Source organism: Phyllobacterium sp. RCAM01083 (assembly GCF_055685835.1).
This window is the reverse complement of record NZ_JBVFZN010000005.1, coordinates 1,943,303-1,962,249: the sequence shown is the minus strand read 5'-3', so window position 1 is coordinate 1,962,249 and position 18,947 is coordinate 1,943,303. Positions and strand designations below refer to the sequence as shown.

Here is an 18,947-nt window from a genome sequence, read left to right as displayed (position 1 = left end):
CCATGGGAAAACTGTCCACACATGTGCTGGATACGGCGGCCGGGTGTCCCGCCGCAGGCATGACGCTGAAACTGCATCGGATCGATGCGGATGAGATCAGGCATCTGCTCAAAACGACGGTCACCAATGCCGATGGCCGTACCGACGCGCTGCTGTTGTCGCCCGGCGAAATGGCGGCCGGGCGCTACGAGCTCAGTTTTTTTGTCGAGGCATATTTTCGGGCAAAGGGCGCTGCTTTGGCGGAACCCGCCTTTCTCGACGTGGTGCCCATCCGTTTTGCCATCGCGGATGTGGAGGCGAATTACCACGTGCCGCTCTTGGTGACGCCATGGTCCTACTCAACCTATCGCGGCAGCTGAGGAAAGTTTTGCAGTGCAGTGGTGCGTGGTTCGACAAGCTCACCATGAGGGATGGAGCGGGCTGCAGAGAGCTAAGTTCGGCAACGTCTGTGATTAACCTTGCACCAAACCACCTCCCTCATGGTGAGCTTGTCGAACCACGCACGATAAAAACCAGTGCCGCTCATCCGAAAATCCCGATCACATTGAATCGCCTGCGCTCGTCCGCTTTGAAGATGAGCAGATTGCCGGATGATACCGGTGAAGCGATGGGGCATGGGATTGTCACATCCCCGCCCGCCCCGTTGCCCAGCAATACCCCGTCCTGCGGGAAGGCCCCGCCGAGCTGCTTTTGCATGAGCGGCGAGATATCGAGAGCGATGGTCTGATTGGCCTGATCGGCCGTCTGGATCGCATCGCCCGCGGCCCATTGCCGGATATGGGCGGGATCACTGACCTGCAGCTGATCGGCAGCGGTATCCCATTTCGCCCAGGCGGACTGGGCCGGCGATTTGCTGGTGTTCCAGATGCGGACCATGGCGACGCCGCGCATGCCCGTTGCAAAGATGCCCGCCGCCGCCTTGCCTTTCAGCGACAACAGGTCGGCGGAGACGGACGCACAGACAGCGCTGCCGGCGGCGGGTTCGAGAACGGCGGTACCGCCGCCATCGGGCAGAAAAATCAGCCCGGACAGTTTCTTGCCCGTCCTCGGTTGGACGATGCCACCGGGAAACTGCACTGCCCCGGTTCTGCTGTCGGCAAGCAGGATATCCCGCCAGTCCTTGCCGTCGATGCTGGCCTTGATGGAAAAATCCCGGTTCCAGATCGTGCCGATCTCGACGCGGCCCTGATAGGCCGACTGAAAAAGAATGGATGCGAGCTGCTGGTCGCCTGCCTTGTTGATTTTCAGCTGATGCCCGCTGCCTGCATGATCGAACAGCGAGGCGGGGCTCTTCACGCTCAGGCGGTTCGTGTCATCCGCCTGCGTTTGGATGCCGACGCGGTCGACGGGATTTGTTGCCGGACGGAAATCGGTCCACTGTCCCTGATTGAAAATTGTAAGGCAGTTCTCGGCAACGATCCATGCGCGCCATCCGTCCCGCGGCTGGAAGAATGCCCACGCGCCATCCTGCCACGCCGCGACGTGCCCGTCCTTGCCGCCCCACGCACCGGACGCGCCGGATGCGATACAATAGCGGTTGCCTTCCCGCGGCTCGGCCGGCGGCTCCTTGAGTGTTCTGCTGACCACGCAAAGCTGCACGAGGGCATCCAGCGCCCGGATGGCCTCATTATGGGTGACATGCTTCTGGGCTTGCGACGGTGCGATGTAGGGGAGCTGAAGGTTCGGTGTCTGGTCCATGGGGCGTTGTTCCATCGTTGGAAAAAAGCCAAGGATAAACGCAGCCAGTCTGTGTTGGATAAAGTGGCTGAAAGGACAACCGCCGATTGACCGCCAGACGATGATTGCATTTATGTAACCCTATGTTACTGGTCTTGAAACTATTGGGGAATCCAGGGATGAGCATCTCCATCTCACAAATGCCTCAAATTGGACTTTAAGGAAAATTGCAGTTTCTCATGTCACCCAGGCATTCCGTAAGCACCGAGGATCAATGAAATTGGAAAATTTTCGGCAACGCATCGCCATGATGCCGCGTCGTTACAAGCAGGTGCTCCTTGTCAGCTTTGACATGGTGGTGCTGACATTTGCGGCCTGGTTCAGCTACGTGCTGCGGTTCAACACCCTGTTTATGCCCAATACCGAGCAGGCGATGCTGATGATCGCTGCCCCCCTGATCGCATCGCCGGTGTTTATCCGGTTTGGCCTTTACCGGGCGGTTATTCGCTATCTGCCGGATAAAGCCATCTGGACCATGATGCAGGCGGTGACCTTTTCGGTGATCATCTGGGTGGTTGTCGCGTTTCTGACCCAGATGACCGGTGCCGAAGGCGTGCCGCGCGCCGTCCCCTTTTTGTATTGGGTCCTCGCCGTTGTCCTGATCTGCGGCAGCCGTTTTGCCGCCAAATGGCTGCTGTGGAGCCCGATTCGCGAAAAACTCCTGGCCCGGCAGTGCCTGATATTCGGCGCCGGCGATGCGGGACGGCAGTTGGCCAATGCGTTGCGCAGCCAGAACGAGGTTTTCGTCGCCGGTTTCATCGATGACGATGCCACGCTGCACGGCATGGACATCCTCGGCATCCGCGTCTACCCGACCGCGCAGATCGAAGATCTCATCGACAGTTTCGGCATCAACGAAATGATCGTGACCACCTCGTCGCTCAGCGGCAATCAGCGCCGTTTGCTGATGGGCAAGCTCAAGTCGCTCAATGTCAAGGTGCGCATTCTGCCGGCGATTTCCGACCTGACGGCCGGAAAATACATCGTCAGCCATCTGCGCGATATCGATATCGACGATCTCCTGGGGCGCTCGCCGGTGCCGGCCCACCCTGACCTTCTCGACAAGACGGTGGAAAACCGCGTCATCCTGGTGACCGGTGCCGGCGGATCCATCGGTTCGGAACTCTGCCGGACGATCGTCAAGCTGGCCCCGGCCAAACTCGTGCTGTTCGATGTGAACGAGCACAGCATCTATCAGCTTCACCGCGAACTCGCCGGTATCAGCGATTGCGTTCTGGTGCCTGTCCTTGGCTCGATCAGCGATGGCCCGCTGCTCAAGGTGGTGCTCGATCAGCACAAGGTGGAGAACGTCTACCATTGCGCCGCCTACAAGCATGTGCCGCTGGTCGAGGAAAACGTCGTCGAAGGCGCCCGCAACAATGTCATCGGCACCGATGTTCTGGCGGCCGTGGCCCGCGAGGCGGGTGTCCGCAATTTCGTCCTCATCTCGTCTGATAAGGCAGTGCGTCCATCCAATGTCATGGGTGCAACCAAGCGTTGGGCCGAGCTGATCGTGCGCTACCATGGCGACGTGGCGAAGACGCACGGCACCGGCCAGATCTTCACCTGCGTCCGCTTCGGCAATGTCATTGGTTCCAGCGGTTCCGTCGTTCCGCTGTTCCGCGAGCAGATCGCCCATGGCGGTCCGCTGACGGTGACCCATGACGAGATGACCCGCTATTTCATGTCCGTCCGCGAGGCGGCGGAACTGATCATTCAGGCCGGCGCATTGTCGGAGGGCGGCGACATCCTGCTTCTGGAAATGGGCGACGCCGTGCGTATCCGTGATCTCGCCGAAAATATGATCCTCCTGGCGGGGCTGTCGGTGAAGGACGGCAAAAACCCCCATGGCGACATCGAGGTCGTCACGATCGGTATCCGCGACGGCGAAAAGCTGCATGAGGAACTCTTCTACGATCCGACGGGTGTTTCGGCGACGAGCCATTCCAAGATTCTGCGCGCCAGACGGCGGGTGGCGCCGGTCGACCATCTGCCTGCAGCGGTCGAAGAACTGCGCGGGCTGATCGCACAACAAAACCCGGACGCCGTGCGGGCCCTGCTTTTCGAGAAGGCTCTCAGTTAACACGGGACCTCAATCTTGGCGAGATTCCCGTGCAGAAACGGCTGCACTGGTTTCACCGAAACAGACACAGAGCGGGATAGCGGTTGTTGAAAAGGGCTCCATCATCAGGAACGGTTGCCGTCCTCCTGGAAACCTTCAATGGTGCCGCATGTCTCGACGCGCAACTGGCCTCCATCGCCGCGCAAACCTATCCCGATATCGATCTGTGGGTGTCGGACGATGGATCGGCGGATGGCAGCCGGGCGATCCTGCAGCAATGGGCACGGCGCTGGACCAAGGGCCGGGTGACCCTGCTGCACGGCGCCGGTGAAGGGCGAAGCGAAAACTTCCGGTCACTGATCACCAATCCGGCCATCCAGGCGGAATATTATGCCTTTGCCGATCAGGACGATATCTGGGAGCCGGAAAAGCTTGCCGCCTCCATCCGCTGGATCGAGCACAATGCCTTTGCCGTGCCATCCCTCTTCTGTTCGCGGACGCTTACCATTGCCGAAAATGGCGCCATCGTCGGTTCGTCGCCGCTTTATGCGCGCCCGGCGGAATTCCGCAATGCGCTGGTCCAGAACATCGCCGCGGGCAGCACGATGCTTTTCAACCGCAAGGCGCATGATCTGCTCACGGCGTCGTGCCGGACGACGCAATTTTCCAGCCATGACTGGTGGTTGTATCTGATTGTCTCCGGCGCCGGTGGCGTGGTGCATTTTGACCCGCAGCCGCTGGTGCGGCACCGCCAGCCGAGCCGTGGCGAGGGCTGGCAGGGGCAACTGGCTGCCTTGCGCGCCCGCTTCGCCGTCCGGTTTGCCGATCGGGCCGATCTCAACATTCAGGGGCTGGTGCGCAACCGCGATCTGCTGACCGCCGAAGCGCAGGCGACCTGCGATCTCTACTGGAAGGTGCGATCGGACAACGTCATCCGGCGCATTCTCGCCCTGCGCCAGTCTGGTGTTTACCGGCAGACCCTCCCGGGCCAGGTCGGGCTTTATCTCGCCGCCATCTTCCGCAGGCTCTGATCAGGCCGCTATCCGTCGGCGGAAGCGCAGCAGCACGGCGGAAACGCATACAACCGCCACCACAATACCGGTGAGGCGGACCGGAATGCTGGTGGAACTCGCGGCAAATGCGCAGATGCCCAGAATGACATTCAGTGCAGCCACGGTCAGCACCACCTGCCACACGCTCCATCCCGCGCGTTTGGCAACCTGATAGGCATGTTTGGAATGGGCGGCGAAAATATTGTCGCCCTCGAGCAGGCGCTTGATCAGCGTCGTCGTCGCATCGGCAATGAAAAACAGCGGCAGGATCAGTCCGGTGGCAATGCGCATATCGCGGGCAACCATGAAAAAAGCGAGGCCGCACAGCAGCCCCAGCGGCAGGCTGCCGGAATCGCCGAGAAAAACCGTGGCCTTGGGGCGATTGAACAGGGCAAAGCCGCAGAGCCCCCCGGCTATGGCCGCTGCGATGCTGCCGCTGGCCACGCCCGCCAGGCCAAAGGCCGCGAAGCCCGCGAGAAAGGCAAGCGGAATGCCCATGCCGGACACGACCATCAGGTCGAGGCCATCCATGAAATTGGTCAGGTTGATGAAATAGACCAGCGCCAGAACAAGCAGGCCCCGCTCAAGCAGGACCGGGAAAAAATCCGGCAGCAGGCGAAAATCCGGCCCGAGGCCGTAAACGCAAAGGCAGGCGGCGATCAGCTGCGCGATGATCCGGATGCTTTCCGGCAGGTGATGCCGGTCGTCGAGCATCCCGGTGATCCAGAGGATCAGCGCACCGATGGACGCGGTGACGAGAAAGCGCTGGTCGAGACCCATCCGCGCGCCGAACAGCCAGAGGAGCGCCACGACCACCGGCACGATGGCAAGGCCGCCAAGCTGGCGTGCAGGCTGGGTGTGGTTGGAGCGTTCATTGATTCCGGCGGCCAGGAAATGACGGGGCAGCAACCGGATGAGAACGGCAAGAAGCACGGCGCTGGCAATGGCGGCAAGGACAAAGATGGTGAGGATCGGCGACAAGGCAGCGGCACCCTTAATCTAGGGTCAGGACCCATTAATCTGGTCGAAATGGTATGAGGCCATTTGTTTGGTTACAAGGAGCAAAGACGAAGGCAATGTGGTTCATTGTCGAGTCTTTGCGACGATGGAGCCGGGCAAATGGACCATATCCTGCGGACGCCGAAACGGCTGCAAGCTGCCGTGTCGAACTGCTCGGCCGGGGGGAAGACCCCGCCCTTCGCATCTCTCCTCGCATCTTCTTGCCGTTTCAGGCGCCATTTCGATCATATTAATGAGTCCTGCCCCTAGAGCTTGGCGAATTGTTCACACCCTTGTCATGAAAATAATGCCGAAACAATTGTGAAAGAGCGACAAACTGGGCAATCATTCACGTTGCGCAAGCTGGAACCAGAGGTTATAAGGCCGCGCTGTCCTGCGGTGCAATGCACCCGCATCGGCATTTTGGGGCGTAGCCAAGTGGTAAGGCAGCGGTTTTTGGTACCGCCATTCCCTGGTTCGAATCCAGGCGCCCCAGCCATGTCACAGCAATATCCAAGCCATTGAATATATTCATATAACCGTAATCAATCGCGTGCGGCTGCACGGCTCGCGGGCAAAACTGACTGCGCGATCCGCAACCCGGAATCAATAGTCGGTTCCCAGCCGGTTGATTCCAGCAGGGCGGCGCTTGCCACGAGATTGCCGTTGAGTGTCTGCCAGCGCTGCTGCTGGCCGGTCACGGCGGCGGCGAGATGCAGCAGTCCGGCGGGAATGCTGACCAGTCCGGCATCCCGGCCCAGGCCATGCCGGATCGCCCTGACGATTGCCGCCGCTGTCATGGGCCTCTTGTCCGCGACGATATAGATGCCCCCGTCCGTGTTCGTGCTGCACAGGCTGTGCAGGATGGCGCGGCACAGCGCCGAGCGGTCAAGCACCGAGCGTTGTCCCGTCAGTGATTGCAGCGGCAGGGGTATCTTGCGGGCCGCGAGCCTGATCAGGGCCGCCATGTTGCCTTTGACGCCGGGCCCGTAGACAAGGACGGGACGCAGGATGGTAAAGTTGCGCCTTGGCATCGCCGCGGCGATTTCCGCCTCGGCGGCAAGTTTTGTCCGGCCGTAATCATCGCTTGGCCGGGGCGGCGACAGCTCGGTGACCAGACCCTCCTGCGTGGCCCCCGATTGCGCCCGTATCGACGAAAGGAACACCAGCTTGCCGATGATCGCCTGATCCGCAGCCCTGGCGAGTTTGGCGGCGAGGACACAGTTCACATCGTGGTAGAGCTGTGCCGCCTCCGGCAGCCGCGTGTGAGCGATGGCGGCCAGATGCACCACATGATCAAACCCGGCGAGCAGCCGCGCGAAATCGTCGTCCGGGGCGGCGGGTGAGGGCAGAGGAATCGTTTCAATCGGGAGGGTCGCCGGGCTCGCCGATGAGCGCGAAGCGCCGGTCACCTGATAACCGGCGGCCATGAGGTGCGGCACAAGCTCCTGTCCGATGAAGCCGGAAGCGCCCGTGACGAGGACCTTGCCCTTGACCATTGTGTGAAACCCCATTCCTGAACCTCACTCATATCAAGAGGTGTCGCCGCCAATCAATGCGCCAATCCATATTCATCGCCGGGAAAGCGGATTTCCTGCTGCGGCCGCGCCAAAAATTCGTGACAATTCAATATCCCGATAAACATTTGTTCAATCTCGGCCGAGTCGTATTGACAAGTCCCGCATGATCCGAAATGTTAAATGAAACGTTTCATGAAGGCATGAATCGCAGGGAGAGGCACATTTGCGCCGGTTTGGGAGAATCTCGGGCGCAAATTGATCTGACAGTTTTTGGCATCGTACCGCGGCACCCATCGAGGGCGGACCGGTTTTGATGTGCATCGTCAGGCCAAGGCATTTTCCGCGACATGAGAAGGATTTCAGGGTGGGCGCTTCGCGCACAGCCGGGAAAATACAAGGCAAAACCAAGGGAGGATAAACCTGTGAAGAAACTGCTCGCATCACTCGCCATCGTTGCGGCACTGGCCGCACCGGCCATGGCCGACAGCGCTGTCGATACATCCAAGGTGAAGAAGGAATACGTCACCTCCGCCAGCGGCAAGACCTATTCGATTGCCACGGTCGTCAAGGTCGACGGCATCGCCTGGTTCGATCGCATGCGCACCGGCGTTGCACAGTTCAAGGCGGAAACCGGCGCAGACGCATGGATGGTCGGCCCAAGCCAGGCCGATGCCGCCGCGCAGGTGCAGATCGTTGAAAATCTGATCGCCCAGGGCGTCGATGCCATCTGCATCGTGCCGTTCTCGGTGGAAGCGGTCGAGCCGGTTCTGAAAAAGGCGCGCGATCGCGGCATCGTCGTCATCGCGCACGAAGCCTCCAACATCGTCAATGTCGATTATGAGCTCGAAGCCTTCGACAACAAGGCCTACGGCGCGAAGCTGATGGAAGTTCTGGCCAAGGATATGGGCGGCAAGGGCAAGTATCTCGCCACCGTCGGCAGCCTGACCTCGAAGTCGCAGATGGACTGGATCGATGGTGCCATCGAATACCAGAAGAAGAATTTCCCTGACATGTCCCTGGCAACGGAGCGTCTGGAAACCTATGACGATGCCAACCAGGATTACACCAAGCTGAAGGAAGCCATGACCACCTATCCGGATGTCAAGGGCATCCTGGGTGCGCCCATGCCGACCTCCGCCGGCGCTGGCCGCCTGATCGCCGAAGGCGGTCTGAAGGGCAAGGTCTTCTTTGCCGGTACGGGTCTGGTTTCCGTTGCGGGCCAATACCTCAAGAATGGCGACATCCAGTACATCCAGTTCTGGGATCCGGCCGTTGCCGGTTACGCCATGAACGAACTGGCCGTCATGGCGCTGGAAAAGAAGAACGGCGAGATCAAGGCCGGTCTTGATCTGGGCCTGCCCGGCTACAACAGCCTGCTCGTTCCCGATGCATCCAAGCCAAACCTGCTCTATGGTGCAGGCTGGGTTGGCGTAACCTCGGCCAATATGGGCGATTACAACTTCTAAGGGAACAATCACCCCCCTCTGTCCTGCCGGACATCTCCCCCACAAGGGGGGAGATCACATTGCCATCAACTCTCTCACTTACTTTGCAACATTTCAGAAATGATCGATACAGTAGTGAAGGCTGATCTCCCCCCTTGTGGGGGAGATGGGCGGCAGCCCAGAGGGGGGTAAAAGGAAACACATGAGCGAACACCTTCTGGAACTGAAAAATATCGGCAAGCGCTTTGGTGGCCTTGTGGCGCTGGATGCTGTCTCGCTCTCGATCAAGCCGGGTGAAATCCACTGTCTCGCCGGAGAGAACGGTTCCGGCAAATCGACGATCATCAAGATCATGGCCGGTGTTTACCAGCCGACCGATGGTGAAATCCTGATCGATGGCAAGCCGGTCTCCGGCATGACGCCTGCCCAGTCGGTGCAGCATGGCATTCAGGTCATCTATCAGGATTTTTCCCTGTTCGGAAATCTGACCGTCGCAGAAAATCTGGCGCTGAACACGCTGCTTCTCGAAGGCAAGCGCACCGTCAACTGGCGCCGTGTGCGTGAACTCGCCGAAAAGGCGCTCGCCCGGCTCGGTGTGACGATGGACCTCGACGCCGATGTTGAGACGCTGCCGACATCCGGCAAGCAGATCGTGGCGATCGCCCGTGCGGTCATGGCCGATGCGCGCCTGATCATCATGGATGAGCCGACGACGGCGCTGACCCGGCACGAGGTCGACGCGCTGTTCCGCATTGTGCGCGATATCCAGGCGCAGGGTATCGCCGTGCTGTTCGTCAGTCACAAGATGCGCGAAATGCTGGAGATCAGCGAACGGCTGACGGTCCTGCGCAACGGCAAGAAGGCCGCCGAAGGCCCGATCAGCGATTTCGATGAGCCTGCGATCACCCGCGCCATGACCGGTCATGACCTGACCGATCAGGTCTATCGCTGGCAGCCGACAAAGGGCGATACGCTGCCGCGTCTCGACGTGCGCAACCTCAGCATTGCCGGCAGCCTCGATGACATCAACCTGACATTGCATGCGGGCGAGATTGTCGGCCTGTCCGGCCTCATCGGCTCCGGCCGCACCGAACTGGCCCTGGCGCTGTTCGGCATGCATCCCAAGTTTACCGGAACCGTCAAGATCGACGGCACCAGCGTGCATCCGAAGACCGTGCAGGAGGCCATTGCCAGCGGCCTGGCCTATGTGCCGGAAGACCGGCTGACGGAAGGCCTGTTCCTGACCCAGTCGATCGAGCGCAACATGCTGGCGACATCGCTCGACAATTTTGTCCGGGGCCTGTTCATCGACCGCAAGAAGACGGCGAAGGCCACCACCGCCATGTTCGGTGCCATGCAGATTGCCGCGCCCGGACCCTATACGCCCGTCAACCATCTCTCCGGCGGCAACCAGCAGCGCGTGGTTCTGGCGCGCTGGCTGTTGACCGGGGCGCGGGTGCTCATCCTCAACGGCCCGACCGTCGGCGTCGATGTCGGTTCCAAGGCGCAGATTCATCGCAAGATCCGCGATCTCGCCACCCAGGATGGCCTTGCCGTTTTGATGATATCCGACGATGTGCCCGAGCTTGTGCAGAACTGCAACCGCGTCATCATCATGCACCGCGGCCGTTTCGTCGATGAAGTCGGACCTGATGCTTTGGATGAAGACACTCTAAACGACCGCCTGAAGGCCTTGAAATGACTCTGTTTCGCCGATCGGAATTCATCATCGCGTGCATCCTCTTTGCCGCCATGATCATCATTGGACTGATCAACCCGGCCTTCTGGTCGCTGGACAACCTGTTCGGGCTTCTGCGCAGCAACGTCATCATCGGCATCATGGCGCTCGGCGTGCTCGTGGTGATGATCTCGGGCGGCATCGACGTGTCGTTCACGGCCTTTGCCGCCGCGGCCATGTATCTGACCATCAAGCTGATGATCTATATGGGCTATGAGGGCGTGTTTCTGCCCTTCGTCGCGGCGACGCTGATCGGCCTGTTTCTCGGCGCGTTCAATGCGTTTTTCATCCACACGTTCCGGATGATCCCGCTGATCGTCACGCTGGGCACCGGCAGTGTGGTGCGCGGATTGCTGCTTGGCCTTGTCGGCACCAGCGTCATCAACATCGACAAAATGCCCCAGCAGCTGATCGCGTTCGCCAAGACCGATCTGATCAGCCTGACCTCGGCCACCGGCACCAATTTCGGCCTGACGGCGATGATCCTGATCTATCTCGGCCTTGCCCTCGTCACCCACCTTTTCCTGCGCTACACCATGGCGGGGCGCAGCATCTTTGCGCTGGGCGGCGCACCGGAAGCGGCGAGCCGCGTCGGCTTCAACACCCGCCGCACGCTGTTCTTCGTCTATTGCTTTGCCGGGGCGCTGGCCGGTTTTGCCGGTCTCCTGCACGGCTCGATGATCTGGCTCGCCAATCCGCGTGATTTTGCCGGGCTCGAACTCGACGTCATCGCCGCCGTCGTGCTTGGCGGCGCCTCGATCTTCGGCGGACGCGGCAGCGTTATGGGCACGCTGCTCGGGGTGTTCATGCTTGTCATGGTCAAGAACAGCCTGATCATCATGAAGGTCGACACCACGTGGCAGCGTGTCGTCGTCGGCCTGATCATTATCGTTGCGACAGCGCTGACCGCCTGGCGCGACCGCAAGAAACTGGTGTGAGAGCAGAGAACGTCATCATGCAAAACAGCTCATTCGCCAAGCGCATTTTCGGACAGGATCGCAACATCCTGCAACTGCTCGTCATCACCGTGCTCGTCTTCGCGCTGATGTCCTATCTCAACCCGGACAAGTTCCTGCGCTACTACAATTTCGAGTCCATCACCTACATCATGCCGGAACTGGGCATCCTCGCCATTGCCATGATGATCGCCATGCTGACCGGCGGCATCGACCTTTCGGTGGTGGGCATTGCCAATCTCGCCGGCATCCTCGCTGGTGTGTTCTTCCATTCGGTGATCGTCGGAACCAGCCAGTCCACCGGCATGGTACTGCTTTATACGGGCATCGGCGTCCTGATGGCGCTCGCCATCGGCCTTCTCGCCGGGGTGCTCAACGGCTTCCTCATCTCGAAACTGCGCATCACGCCGATCCTGGCGACGCTGGGCACCGGGCAGATCTTTACCGGTCTTGCCGTGGTCCTCACCGGCGGCCCGGCGATTGTCGGCTTCCCGGATGCGTGGAATTTCATCGGCAACGGCAAGATTCTGGGCATTGCCACCCCGTTCATCCTGTTTGTCATCGTTGCGGGTGCCGTCGCTGTCCTGCTGACGCGCACCACGCTTGGCGTCAACCTGATGCTGATCGGTACCAATCCGCGCGCCGCGATCTTTGCCGGTCTGCGCAAGGACCGGATGATTTTCTACTCCTACATGATGACGGGGCTGCTCGCAGCCATTGCCGGGATCATCCTGTCGGGCCGGACCAACGCGGCCAAGTCGGATTACGGCGCGTCCTATCTCCTGCAGGCCATTCTGATTGCCGTGCTCGGCGGTACCAATCCGGCGGGCGGCAAGGGCAGGGTGCTCGGGGTTTCGATTGCCCTGATCGCGCTGATGCTGCTGTCCTCCGGCTTCCAGATCCTGCGCTTTTCCAACCACCTGATCGACTTCATCTGGGGTGGTTTCCTGCTGCTGGTCATCGCGCTCAACGCTTTCAGGAACAGCGACAGGTAGGGGCATGTTTCTTTCGTGAAGTCATTGATATAGAGCAATTTCAAACACTACGGATAAGGCAAGGAACATAATATGGCTCGTCGCATTGCAGTCGTTGGCAGCAACATGACCGATCTCGTCACGTCGATCATCCGCATGCCGGCGCCCGGCGAAACCCTGGAAGCACCGGCATTCGCCATGGGGTTCGGCGGCAAGGGTGCCAATCAGGCCGTGGCCGCCGCCCGGCTTGATGCCGACGTGATGATGGTCACCAAGGTGGGCGATGACGTGTTCGGCCAGAGCACCATCGACAATCTGCGGAACAACGGTATCGATATCAGCCATGTCGGCATGGTGGCCGGGCAGTCGAGCGGCGTCGCACCGATTTTTGTCGACGAAACAGGCGAGAATTCGATCCTGATCATCAAGGGCGCGAACAATGATCTCAAGCCCGCCGACATCGATGCGGCCGCCGAAGACCTGAAGCAATGCGACCTGATCCTGATGCAGCTGGAAGTGCCGCTGGAGACGGTCTACTACACCGCTGCCTTTGCCGAGAAACACGGTATCGAGACCATCCTCAATCCCGCCCCCGCCGCGCCCGATCTGGATGCCGCGAAGGTTGCCAAAGTCACTTTCGTGGTGCCGAACGAGAGCGAGCTGGCGCTTTTGACCGGCATGCCCACCGATACCGACGAACAGATCGAACAGGCGGCCCATGCGCTGATCACCCGGGGTATCCGCACCGTCATCGTCACGCTCGGCTCGCGCGGTGCGCGGCTGATCACCGCCGACAAGTCAACCATGATCGAACCGGTCAAGGTCAAGCCAAAGGACACGACCGGTGCCGGCGATGCCTTCATCGGCAGCTTTGCCCGCTTCTACGTCGAGACCAAGGAGCTGGAAGCGTCGCTGAAGAAGGCGGCGCTCTATGCGGCGGATTCCATCACGCGTCCGGGCACGCAGAAATCCTATGCGACGACGGCGGAGTTCGAGGCCTTCGTCGCTGCCAACAGGGCTTAAGGCCAATACCCGCTAGAATGAGGAAACAACCGTGCTGAAAAATCTCGATCCGCTGCTGAATGCCGATGTCCTCTATGCGCTGAAGTCCATGGGGCACGGCGATCGCCTGGTCATTTGCGATACGAATTTCCCCGGCGATTCCGTCGCCCGGCAGACCCGTCTCGGCCGCCTGCTGCGGATCGATAATGTGAGCGCGCCGCGCGCCGCCAGGGCCATTCTTTCGGTCATGCCGCTCGATACCTTCATCGATGACGCCGCCGCGCGCATGGAAATCGTCGGCAGCCCCGATGAGATTCCGGATGTGCAGAAGGAACTGCAGGCGGAAATCGATGCCGCCGAGGGCAAGCACTGGCCGATGGTCTCGATCGACCGCATGGCCTTCTACGAGCACGCCAAGAATGCCTATTGCGTCATCGCCACCGGCGAGCGGCGTTTTTACGGCTGTTTTATTCTGACCAAGGGCGTGATTGCGCTGGACGCAGCCTGAAATCTTTTGTTGCCGTTGCACTGAGCGTGGTGCGTGGTTCGACAAGCTCACCATGAGGGATGGAACGAGCTGCAGGAAACTATGTTCTGCAGCGTTTGTGATCAACCTTGCACCAGACCACTTCCCTCATGGTGAGCTTGTCGAACCACGCACGACCCAACGCCTTCAGACGTCCCGGCGCGGTGCAGCTGTCGAACCACGCACCACCAGCGTTGCCTCGAGATAGTCATCCTGCAGAGGCACATCGTCGGCCCCTGTGATGGCGGCAAACGCCCGCGCGGCGATCTGCTCGACGGGCTGGCTGATGGTGGTCAGGCGCGGCGTCACCAGATTGGCCAGCGGAATATCGTCGAACCCGATGATCGACACGTCGTCCGGCACCTTGAGGTCGAGATCGCTGGCGGCGCGCAGAAGGCCGATGGCCTGCTGGTCGCTGGCCGTGGCAATGGCGGTCGGGCGCTCATGCGGCGGACGGTCGAGCAGGAAGCGCCCGAGCGTTTCGCCCGACGCATAGTCGAAATGGCCCTCGACCGCCTCGCAGCGCACGCCTGCCGTACCAAGCAGGTTGAGGAAACCGGCGCGCCGTTCGCGTGAAACCGGCGCATCGGCGGAACCGGCGATATAGGCGATACGCTCATGGCCGAGCGCCACGAGATGCGCAGCGGCAAGCGCTGCGCCCCGGTAGTGATTGACGGAAATGAGCGGCAATCCGGTAAAGCGCCGGTCGACGGCAACCGTCGCCACGTCGCTGCTCCAGCCCTTTGAGGCGCCGAACTGCGTCGGCACGACGATGAGGCCGGTGGGATAGCTTTTAAGCAGGCTGTCGATCTGCGCCAGTTCGATCTTCGGATCGTCATTGGTGATCGACAGCAGCACAGAGAAACCGGCCTGCGAGGCAATCGCCTCCACATGTTTTGCCAGTTCGGCAAAGAACGGGTTGGTTATATCGGGAATGACGAGGCCGATCATGTCCGTGCGGCTGCGGCGCAGACCGCGCGCCACGCCGTTCGGCCGGAAATTCAGCTCGCGAATGGTGGCTTCCACCAGTTCGCGCAACTCCTTGCCGACGGTCTCGTTCTTTGCCAGAACGCGTGAAACAGTGCCGACGGAAACATTGGCCCGTGCTGCTACATCCTTGATGTTGACCATCTTCCCATGCCTGACCTGTTGCGGGTGCCGACCAATGCGGACAACTGTGTTTTCCCCTTATGCTTTCGTCAATCTTTCACGATATTTGTCAAGGATTACTGCAAGGATAATCACAAATCCGGTGATCATCTGGCGCATGAAATCGCTGAGACCAAGCAGGATGAGGCCGTTGGCGAGCACGCCGATGATGCAGGCGCCGAGCAGGGTGCCGACGATGCTGCCGCGTCCGCCGCTCAGGCTGGTGCCGCCGATGATGACAGCGGCAATGGCATTGAGCTCGAAGCCGATGCCGATGATCGGGCTGGCGATGTTCAGGCGGGCCATGTAGATGATCGCGCCGATGCCGACGAGAACGCCGCAGATGGTGAATGCAGCCACCTTGTAGAAGAACACGTTGTGGCCGGCGAGGCGGGCCGCTTCCTCATTGTTGCCGATGCCGTAGAGCACGCGGCCGAACACGGTCTTGGTCAGCACGAACCAGCCGATTGCCACCAGCACCAGCGCAATCAGGAACAGCAGCGGAATGCCGTAGAAGGTCTGCGAGCCGAAGGCGTTGAAGGCGGCCGGGAAGGAATAGATGGTCGATGCATTGGTGACCTGCAGTGCCGCGCCGCGGGCAATGTTGAGCGTGCCCAGCGTGACGATGAAGGAGGGGATGGCCCACCAGGCGCTGATCAGGCCGTTGAGGAGGCCGAAGGCGATGCCGGCCACGATGGCGCTGATGGTGGCGAGGAACACGGCAACGGCAGGATCGAGCCCGGGCAGGGTCATCACCGTACCAGCCACGACGGCGCAGAAGGACAGGACGGAGCCCACCGAAAGATCGATGCCGCCGATGAGGATGACGAAGGTCATACCGATGGAAAGCACCAGATTGATCGTCACCTGCGTCAGGATATTGGTGACATTGCTGGAGGACAGGAAGTGCGGCGTGAAGGAAAACACGATGATCAGCGCGATGAGCGCGATGCCGATGCCCGCTTCGCGCAGCACGGTCTTGGTTGTGGTGGCGATGGTTTTGCTGCCCGCCTGTGCCGCGGTCAAATCAGTGGTGTCCATGGTTGCGTTCGTCCTTGTAGGCAAAGTTCAGGATGCGCTCTTCGGAAAACTCCGCACGTGCCACTTCACCGGCGATGCGGTGTTTCGACATGACGAGGATGCGGTCGCTGAGGGTGATGAGCTCGGGCAGTTCCGACGAGACGATGAGCAGCGCCAGCCCCTTTTCCGAAAGGCCGCGCAGCAGCGCGTAGATTTCGGCCTTGGCGCCCACATCGACGCCGCGGGTCGGCTCGTCGAGCAACAGGATTTTCGGGTTGTTCGCCAGCCACTTGGCCAGGACGACCTTTTGCTGGTTCCCGCCCGACAGCGTGGAGACCGCATCGGCGGTGTCGCCGTATTTCAGCTTGATCTCGCCGCCGAGCGCACGCGTCAGCCGGGTTTCCTCGCGTTTGTCGAGAAGGCCGAGCCGCGAGACCTTGCGCAGGCTCGCCAGCGTGACATTGGCCGCAATTGCCATGCCGAGGATCAGGCCTTCCTCCTTGCGGTCTTCCGTGACGAAGCCGATGCCGTCACGGATGGCCTGCTTGGGATTGCGGTAGTGGCGCGGCTGGCCGTCGCGTTCAATCGTGCCGGACAGCGGCAGGTCAGCGGCGAAGATCGAGCGCAGCAGTTCGGTGCGGCCGGAGCCGACCAGTCCGGCAATGCCGAGGATTTCACCGTAATGCAGATCGAACGAAACGCCTTCGGCGTGCGGGGAGGCGGGATGGCGCAGGTTGCGCAGGGAAAGTGCGGTGCGGCCGCTCGTGTCGAGATCGCGCGCGGCGGCCATGGCTGCGGCAAGCTGGCGCCCGACCATGTTGGTAACCAGCTGATCGGTCGTCGTTCCCGCAATATCCGCCGTCATGACGGATTCGCCGTTGCGCAGGACCGTGACCCGATCACAGATGGAGAAAACCTCGTTGAGGTGGTGTGAGACAAACACGACAGCGACACCCTTGGCCTTCAGGGCGGCGATGATCTGGAACAGCCGTTCGGTCTCGCGTGCCGTCAGGGTTGCTGTCGGCTCGTCGAGAATGAGAATGCGGCTTTCGCCCATCAGCGCCCGGGCGATTTCCACCAGCTGGCGGTGCGCCACGCCGAGGGATTCCACCGGGCGGCGCACATCGACATCCCCCAGCCCGATCGCATCGAGCGCCTTGTGGGCTTTTGCGTAGAGCGTGGGGTAATCAACCATGCCGAACGCCTTGCGCGGCATGTCCTCAAAGCAGATGTTTTCGGCAACCGAGAGGTAGGGCAGCAGGTTGAATTCCTGGTGCACCACCTGAATGCCGGCCTTCTTCGCGTCGCCCGGCGTGTGCGGATCATAGGTCCCGCCGTCCAGCGTGATCTCCCCGGCATCCCGCTGGATGATCCCGCACAGGATCTTGATCAGCGTCGACTTGCCCGCGCCGTTTTCACCGACCAGCGCATGCACCTCGCCGGGGCGCAGCGAAAAGCTGACGCCGTTGAGGGCGACAACGCCGCCGAAGCGTTTCTTGACGCCGGAGAGTTCGAGCACCGGCTCGGCACCAGCACCGGCCGGTGCCGGAGCGGCTGCGCCTGCCATGTCAGTGTTTTCCATGATCATCGACCCGGTTGGCGGCTGTGCCGAACCAGACACAGCCGCAGTTTACCCCGTGTTACTTCACGTCGTCCGATGTCACGAGCTTGATGTCGGTCTTGACCCAGCCTTCGAGCGGCTTGCCGCCGGCCACGACACCAAGCGCCTTGTCGATGGCGTTGGCGGCCATCTGCTGGCCGAACTGGTCGACCGTGGCAAGCAGCTTCTTTTCCTTCAGCAGCGGCTGGACCGCCGGGATGTTGTCAAAGCCGACGACTTCGATCTTGCCTGTTTTACCAGCCGCTTCAATGGCCTTGACGACGCCGAGAACCATGGAGTCATTGGCCGCCATCACGCCCTGGATATCCGGATGGGCTGTCAGCATGTTGGAGAATACGGTGTTGGCTTCTTCGGTTTCCCAGTGGGCGGTACGCGAGTCGAGCAGGTCGAGCTTGCCCGCCGTGACGGAGTCCATGAAGCCGAGCTTGCGCTGGGCCGCATTGTCGGCGCCGGGATTGCCTTCGATGATGACGACCTTGGCGCCTGCACCGAGCTTCTTGGCCAGCGCATCACCGGCCATCTTGGCGCCTTCGCGGTTGTCCGGGCCGACAAAGGCGAGCTTCAGGCCTGCCTCCTGCTTGGCCTTGTCATCGAGCGCCACGTCGAAATTGACGACGGTGATACCGGCATCCACGGCTCGCTTGATCGGCGGAACGAGCGCGCGGGAATCAGACGGGGCAACAACGATGGCATCGACCTTTTGGGTGATGAAGCTCTCGATGGCATTGATCTGCGTCTCGACATCGGTCTCGGACTGCATGCCGACGGCTTTCAGCGTGTAGTCGCCGCGCTTGGCCTCGTGGGCCTTTGCGCCCTCGAGCATGTTCTTGAAGAATTCGTTGGCAAGGGATTTCATCACAAGCCCGACCACGGGCTTGTCGGCGGCATAGCTGGCTGCAGGCATGGCGAGCGTGCCGGCCAGAAGGCTGGCGGCAATAAAACGTGCGAATTTCATTGTATTCCTCCCAGAATGACAAAAGACGTTCAGCGGTTTGCCACGTCCTCCAACATGGCGATGAAACGTTTCATTGCGCGGGCGCAATAGCGGCGTCTCAGCTCAATAGGAGCCCGAAGATCACGGATTTGTCAACATGAAACGTTTCATTCAAGAGATGGGCGGGCTGCTGCTAACGGAACGCTGCCTGC

Annotated in this window: 16 protein-coding genes and 1 tRNA gene; 10 read left to right on the top strand and 7 right to left on the bottom strand. The window is 60.8% G+C overall.

Features of this window, described 5'->3' with window-relative positions; all coding sequences use genetic code 11:
* Positions 1-2: 2 nt before the first annotated feature.
* Positions 3-359, top strand: coding sequence for a hydroxyisourate hydrolase (uraH, locus tag ACZ25R_RS16440; RefSeq protein WP_472461589.1), 357 nt, complete (start codon positions 3-5; stop codon positions 357-359).
* A gap of 163 nt (positions 360-522) precedes the next feature.
* Here uraH and ACZ25R_RS16435 read toward each other — a convergent pair whose 3' ends face one another.
* On the bottom strand, positions 523-1,698 hold the full coding sequence (locus ACZ25R_RS16435) for a DUF2793 domain-containing protein (protein ID WP_472461588.1): 1,176 nt from the start codon (positions 1,696-1,698) through the stop codon (positions 523-525).
* Positions 1,699-1,951: 253 nt separating this feature from the next.
* Here ACZ25R_RS16435 and ACZ25R_RS16430 point away from each other — a divergent pair, with 253 nt between their 5' ends.
* A complete protein-coding gene (locus tag ACZ25R_RS16430) occupies positions 1,952-3,820 on the top strand; it encodes a polysaccharide biosynthesis protein (protein WP_464662967.1) in 1,869 nt (622 codons plus the stop codon).
* Between the two features lie 86 nt (positions 3,821-3,906).
* Positions 3,907-4,830 carry a glycosyltransferase gene (locus tag ACZ25R_RS16425; RefSeq protein ID WP_472461587.1) on the top strand — a complete coding sequence of 308 codons (924 nt, stop codon included), beginning with the start codon at positions 3,907-3,909 and terminating at the stop codon, positions 4,828-4,830.
* Here the strand turns inward: ACZ25R_RS16425 and ACZ25R_RS16420 are convergent, their stop codons facing one another.
* Positions 4,831-5,832, bottom strand: coding sequence for an MraY family glycosyltransferase (locus ACZ25R_RS16420; RefSeq protein WP_472461586.1), 1,002 nt, complete (start codon positions 5,830-5,832; stop codon positions 4,831-4,833).
* 442 nt (positions 5,833-6,274) lie between these two features.
* On the opposite strand from ACZ25R_RS16420, the gene ACZ25R_RS16415 reads away from it, so the two are divergent.
* Positions 6,275-6,349: transfer RNA gene (locus ACZ25R_RS16415), tRNA-Gln, on the top strand.
* A 46-nt stretch (positions 6,350-6,395) separates the two neighbouring features.
* On the opposite strand, the gene ACZ25R_RS16410 is transcribed toward ACZ25R_RS16415, so the two are convergent.
* Positions 6,396-7,364 carry an NAD-dependent epimerase/dehydratase family protein gene (locus ACZ25R_RS16410; RefSeq protein WP_472461585.1) on the bottom strand — a complete coding sequence of 323 codons (969 nt, stop codon included), beginning with the start codon at positions 7,362-7,364 and terminating at the stop codon, positions 6,396-6,398.
* Positions 7,365-7,792: 428 nt separating this feature from the next.
* On the opposite strand from ACZ25R_RS16410, the gene ACZ25R_RS16405 reads away from it, so the two are divergent.
* The 6 genes from ACZ25R_RS16405 to ACZ25R_RS16380 all read left to right on the top strand — a co-directional run bounded on the left by ACZ25R_RS16405 (position 7,793) and on the right by ACZ25R_RS16380 (position 13,993).
* Positions 7,793-8,836: an autoinducer 2 ABC transporter substrate-binding protein gene (locus tag ACZ25R_RS16405; protein ID WP_223611483.1), complete on the top strand. Its 1,044-nt coding sequence runs from the start codon at positions 7,793-7,795 to the stop codon at positions 8,834-8,836.
* A 181-nt stretch (positions 8,837-9,017) separates the two neighbouring features.
* Positions 9,018-10,517, top strand: a complete 1,500-nt coding sequence (locus ACZ25R_RS16400) for a sugar ABC transporter ATP-binding protein (protein WP_223611482.1) — start codon at positions 9,018-9,020, stop codon at positions 10,515-10,517.
* Entirely contained in the window at positions 10,514-11,491 is a 978-nt protein-coding gene (locus ACZ25R_RS16395) for an ABC transporter permease (protein ID WP_472461584.1), read from the top strand. The genes ACZ25R_RS16400 and ACZ25R_RS16395 overlap by 4 nt, the downstream gene beginning before the upstream one ends.
* A gap of 17 nt (positions 11,492-11,508) precedes the next feature.
* Positions 11,509-12,504 carry an ABC transporter permease gene (locus tag ACZ25R_RS16390; RefSeq protein WP_130268883.1) on the top strand — a complete coding sequence of 332 codons (996 nt, stop codon included), beginning with the start codon at positions 11,509-11,511 and terminating at the stop codon, positions 12,502-12,504.
* 72 nt (positions 12,505-12,576) lie between these two features.
* A complete protein-coding gene (rbsK, locus tag ACZ25R_RS16385; RefSeq protein WP_472461583.1) occupies positions 12,577-13,506 on the top strand; it encodes a ribokinase in 930 nt (309 codons plus the stop codon).
* Positions 13,507-13,537: 31 nt separating this feature from the next.
* Positions 13,538-13,993 carry an RbsD/FucU family protein gene (locus ACZ25R_RS16380; RefSeq protein ID WP_472461582.1) on the top strand — a complete coding sequence of 152 codons (456 nt, stop codon included), beginning with the start codon at positions 13,538-13,540 and terminating at the stop codon, positions 13,991-13,993.
* A 165-nt stretch (positions 13,994-14,158) separates the two neighbouring features.
* Here ACZ25R_RS16380 and ACZ25R_RS16375 read toward each other — a convergent pair whose 3' ends face one another.
* From ACZ25R_RS16375 to ACZ25R_RS16360, 4 genes are all read right to left on the bottom strand, one after another.
* Positions 14,159-15,142, bottom strand: a complete 984-nt coding sequence (locus tag ACZ25R_RS16375; RefSeq protein ID WP_472461581.1) for a LacI family DNA-binding transcriptional regulator — start codon at positions 15,140-15,142, stop codon at positions 14,159-14,161.
* Positions 15,143-15,199: 57 nt separating this feature from the next.
* Entirely contained in the window at positions 15,200-16,201 is a 1,002-nt protein-coding gene (locus tag ACZ25R_RS16370; protein WP_472461580.1) for an ABC transporter permease, read from the bottom strand.
* Positions 16,188-17,747, bottom strand: coding sequence for a sugar ABC transporter ATP-binding protein (locus tag ACZ25R_RS16365; RefSeq protein ID WP_472461579.1), 1,560 nt, complete (start codon positions 17,745-17,747; stop codon positions 16,188-16,190). Before ACZ25R_RS16365 ends, ACZ25R_RS16370 begins: the two co-directional genes overlap by 14 nt.
* A 73-nt stretch (positions 17,748-17,820) precedes the next feature.
* Entirely contained in the window at positions 17,821-18,756 is a 936-nt protein-coding gene (locus tag ACZ25R_RS16360) for a sugar ABC transporter substrate-binding protein (RefSeq protein ID WP_464662973.1), read from the bottom strand.
* Positions 18,757-18,947: the final 191 nt, after the last annotated feature.

What these genes read in the sequence shown, in the direction of transcription:
- ACZ25R_RS16400 (WP_223611482.1), top strand. Translation starts at nt 9,018, where the DNA reads ATGAGCGAACACCTTCTGGAACTGAAAAATATCGGCAAGCGCTTTGGT.
- ACZ25R_RS16360 (WP_464662973.1), bottom strand. Translation starts at nt 18,756, where the DNA reads ATGAAATTCGCACGTTTTATTGCCGCCAGCCTTCTGGCCGGCACGCTC.
- ACZ25R_RS16430 (WP_464662967.1), top strand. Translation starts at nt 1,952, where the DNA reads ATGAAATTGGAAAATTTTCGGCAACGCATCGCCATGATGCCGCGTCGT.
- ACZ25R_RS16375 (WP_472461581.1), bottom strand. Translation starts at nt 15,142, where the DNA reads ATGGTCAACATCAAGGATGTAGCAGCACGGGCCAATGTTTCCGTCGGC.
- uraH (WP_472461589.1), top strand. Translation starts at nt 3, where the DNA reads ATGGGAAAACTGTCCACACATGTGCTGGATACGGCGGCCGGGTGTCCC.
- ACZ25R_RS16390 (WP_130268883.1), top strand. Translation starts at nt 11,509, where the DNA reads ATGCAAAACAGCTCATTCGCCAAGCGCATTTTCGGACAGGATCGCAAC.
- ACZ25R_RS16410 (WP_472461585.1), bottom strand. Translation starts at nt 7,364, where the DNA reads ATGGGGTTTCACACAATGGTCAAGGGCAAGGTCCTCGTCACGGGCGCT.
- ACZ25R_RS16395 (WP_472461584.1), top strand. Translation starts at nt 10,514, where the DNA reads ATGACTCTGTTTCGCCGATCGGAATTCATCATCGCGTGCATCCTCTTT.
- rbsK (WP_472461583.1), top strand. Translation starts at nt 12,577, where the DNA reads ATGGCTCGTCGCATTGCAGTCGTTGGCAGCAACATGACCGATCTCGTC.
- ACZ25R_RS16435 (WP_472461588.1), bottom strand. Translation starts at nt 1,698, where the DNA reads ATGGACCAGACACCGAACCTTCAGCTCCCCTACATCGCACCGTCGCAA.
- ACZ25R_RS16370 (WP_472461580.1), bottom strand. Translation starts at nt 16,201, where the DNA reads ATGGACACCACTGATTTGACCGCGGCACAGGCGGGCAGCAAAACCATC.
- ACZ25R_RS16365 (WP_472461579.1), bottom strand. Translation starts at nt 17,747, where the DNA reads ATGGCAGGCGCAGCCGCTCCGGCACCGGCCGGTGCTGGTGCCGAGCCG.